This window comes from Kitasatospora sp. NPDC087314, from assembly GCF_044744365.1.
Classification (GTDB): domain Bacteria; phylum Actinomycetota; class Actinomycetes; order Streptomycetales; family Streptomycetaceae; genus Kitasatospora.
Window position 1 is genome coordinate 1 of the sequence record NZ_JBIUYE010000044.1, and the last position, 3,651, is coordinate 3,651.

Annotated in this window: 2 protein-coding genes; both read right to left on the reverse strand. The window is 73.0% G+C overall.

Going from position 1 to position 3,651, the window contains the following annotated elements; translation table 11 throughout:
• Positions 1 to 1,445: condensation domain-containing protein (locus ACIO5E_RS39595; RefSeq protein WP_400677558.1), on the reverse strand; the 1,445-nt coding region annotated here is incomplete at its 3' end.
• Positions 1,445 to 3,651, reverse strand: a 2,207-nt coding sequence (locus tag ACIO5E_RS39600) for an amino acid adenylation domain-containing protein (RefSeq protein ID WP_400677561.1), incomplete at its 5' end; no start/stop codon positions are given. The genes ACIO5E_RS39600 and ACIO5E_RS39595, both read right to left, overlap by 1 nt.

Here is a 3,651-nt window from a genome sequence, read left to right on the forward strand (position 1 = left end):
GGGGTCCGTGCGACCTGGGCGGCGAACAGCTCGGGCAGCGTGCCCGTCACCGGCTCGGCGGCGGCGCCGTTCCACTCGGTGAGGATCCGCTGCCGCTCCGCCGCGTCCAGCACCTCGACCGCCGACACCGGCCGGCCCGGCTCGGTCAGCACCGCCCGCAGGACCCGGACGAAGCGTGCACCGAGCTGTTCGGCCGCCGCCGCGTCGAAGAGGTCGAGCGCGAACGTGACGTTGCCCTGGAGCCCGGCCGGGGACCTGTCCGGGCCGAAGTCCTCACCGAAGGTGAAGGAGAGGTCGAACTTCGCCGGAGCCTGTCCGCCGGCCAGTGGTTCGGCGGTCAGGCCGGGCAGGTCGAGGACCGGTCGGGCGTTGTTCTGCAAGGAGAGCATCACCTGGAAGAGCGGGTGGCGGGCCATCGAGCGGGCCGGTGCCAGCTCCTCCACCAGCCGCTCGAAGGGCACATCCTGGTGGGCGAACGCGCCGAGGCCGGTCTGCCGTACGCGGCGCAGCAGCTCGGTGAAGGACGGGTCGCCGGAGATGTCGGTGCGCAGCACGAGGGTGTTGACGAAGAAGCCGACCAGATCGTCGAGCGCCTCGTCGGTGCGGCCGGCGACGGGCGTGCCGATCGGGACGTCCGTCCCGGCGCCGAGGCGGGAGAGCAGGACGGCCAGCGCCGCCTGGAGCACCATGAACGTCGTCATGCCCTCGGCCCGTGCCGTCTCCACGAGGCGGCGGTGCAGGTCGGCGGGTACGGCGATGTCGACCGTTCCGCCCTCGTGGCCGGCCACCGCCGGGCGCGGGCGCACGGTGGGAAGCGCCAGCTCCTCCGGCAGGTCGGACAGCGCCGCCCGCCAGTAGGCGAGTTGCTCGAAGAGCAGGCTCTCCGGGTCGTCCTCCTCGCCCAGCAACTCGCGCTGCCAGAGCGCGTAGTCCGCGTACTGGCCGGGGAGTTCGTCCCACTGCGGTGCGGTGCCCGCCAGCCGGGCGCGGTAGGCGGCGGAGACGTCCCGGGCGAGGGGGCCCATCGACCAGCCGTCGCCGGCGATGTGGTGGACCACCAGCAGCAGCACGTGTTCGGTCCGGCTGCAGCCGAACAGCCAGGCACGGATGGGCAGTTCGTCGGTGAGGTCGAAGACGTGGCGGGCGGCACCGGCCACGGCGGCGTCCAGCTCGGCCGCGTCGAGGGCGGCGGCGTCGACCACCGTGAGCAGCGGACCGACCGCGTCGGCCGACCGGATGTCCTGCCACGGCTGACCGTCCGTCGCGGGGAAGACCGTCCGCAGCACCTCGTGCCGTCCCACCACGTCCCGCAGCGCGGCGTCCAGGACGGAGGCGTCCAGCGGGCCGGTCAGCCGCAGGCCGAGCGGGATGTTGTAGGTGGCGTTCGGGCCCTCGAGCTGGTCGAGGAACCAGAGCCGCTGCTGTGCGAAAGAAACCGGGACCATCAGGACTCCTTGTGCCCGCGCATCGGCCGGAACGCGGGCCGTGCCTTCTTGGTGGTGAGTGATTCGAGTCGCTTGGCCACACCGGCGACGGTCGGTGTCTCGAAGAGGGCCTGGACCGGCAGCTCGACGTCGAGCAGGGTGCGGATCCGGCTGACCAGTCGGGTGGCCAGCAGGGAGTGCCCGCCCAGGTCGAAGAAGTTGTCGTCCATGCCGACCTCGGGCACGCCCAGCACCTGGGCGAAGGCCTCGCACAGCTGCCGCTCGCGCTCGGTGACCGGCGCCCGGTGGGCGACCCGCGAACCGAGGTCGGGTGCGGGCAGCGAGGCGCGGTCGAGCTTCCCGTTCGCCGTCAGGGGCAGGGCCGGCAGCAGGACGGCCGCGGACGGGACCATGTAGTCCGGCAGCAGGTCGGCCAGGTGCCGGCGCAGGTCCTCGACGGTGACGGTGGTGCCGGCGGGGTCCACGAGGACGGCGTAGGCGACCAGTCGCTTGTCCCCGGCACGGTCCTCGCGGGCGATCACCGCGGCGTCGGAGAGCGCCGGGTGGGCGCTCAACGCCGCTTCCACCTCGCCGAGTTCGATGCGGAAGCCGCGGATCTTCACCTGGTCGTCGGCGCGGCCGAGGAACTCCAGCTGCCCGTCGGACGTCCAGCGGACCAGGTCTCCGGTGCGGTACATCCGGCTCCCGATCGGGCCGAACGGGTCCGCCACGAACCGCTGGGCGGTCAGGTCGGCCCGGCCCAGGTAGCCGCGGGCCAGCCCGGTGCCGGCCAGGTACAGTTCACCGGCCGTGCCCACGGGCACCGGCCGCAGCGCGGAATCCAGGACGTAGGCACGGGAGTTGTCCATCGGACGGCCGATCGGCAGCACCGCGGGGACCGCTGCGCTGCTGACCAGGGGGACCTGCGTGGTGCAGAGCGTGGTCTCGGTCGGGCCGTAGGTGTTGCGGACCAGGATCCCCGGGCAGGCGTCGAGCACCCGCCGGACGGCCGCCGCCGGGACGATGTCACCGCCGGTGCCGACCTCCTGGATCCCGGTGAACGCCGCCGGGTCGTCCTCCGCGAGGACCCGGAACAGGCCCGCGGTGAGGTGCAGGTGGGTCAGGTCATGACGCTTCGTCAGAGTACGGATGGCCGAGGCGTCCAACCGTCCCTCGGGGGACACCACGACCGTGCCGCCGGCGGTCAGCGGCACCCAGAGCTCGTAGGTGGAGGCGTCGAAGGCGTGCGGGGACTGGAACAGCACGCGGTGCGGCACGGTCTCCCGCCAGCAGCGGTCCGAGACCAGTTCGACCACGCCGCCGTGGGTGTTGACGATGCCCTTCGGGACGCCGGTGGAGCCGGAGGTGTACATCACGTACGCCGGCTGGTCCGGCAGGGTCCGCACGGCCGGGTTCCCCGGATCGCCGGTCCCGGCGGCCGCGTCGACGACGAGGACCTCGGCTCCGGCGGCCTCGACGCCCCGGACGAAGCCGTGGCCGACGGTGCCGGCGTCCACCAGCAGCAGGCCGGCCCCCGCGTCCCGGTAGACCACCTCCATCCGGGCCTCGGGCGCCCGCGCGTCGATCGGCACGTATGCGCCGCCCGCCTTCAGCACGGCCAGCAGGGTGACCACCAGGTCCGCCGAGCGCCGCATCAGCACCGGCACCAGCGACTCCGGGCCCACCCCGCGCTCCATGAGCAGCCGGGCCAGTCGGTTGGCACGGGCGTTCAGCTCGGCGTAGGTCAGCGACTCGCTCTCGAAGACCAGCGCCACGGCGTCCGGCGTCCGGGCGGCCTGGGCCTCGAACAACTCGGTCAGGCTGACGGCGGGGCGCTCGACGCGGGTGTCGTTCCACTCGGTCAGCAGCGTCCGCCGCTGGGCCTCGGTGAGGACGTCGAGGTGGTTGAGGGGGGTGTCGGGTGCGGTGTCGAGTGCGGTGACGAGGTTCTGCAGGGCGGTGTGCAGGAGGGTGCAGACGAGCGCCGGGTCGATCGGGTCGATCGCCTGTGCGGACAGCTCGAACCCGGTGCCCAGGTCGTCGACCGCCATGGTCAGCGGGTAGTTGGTGCGGTCCTGCCCGTGCTCGGCCTCGACCCCCTCCAGGCCGATGCCGGGATCGTCCTCCGGTGCGTGGCTGTGTCGGTAGTTGAGGAGGGCGGTGAAGAGGGGGGCGGTGCCGTCGATGGTGCTGGCTTTTTGGGCGAGGGCGAGGGGGGCGTGTTCGT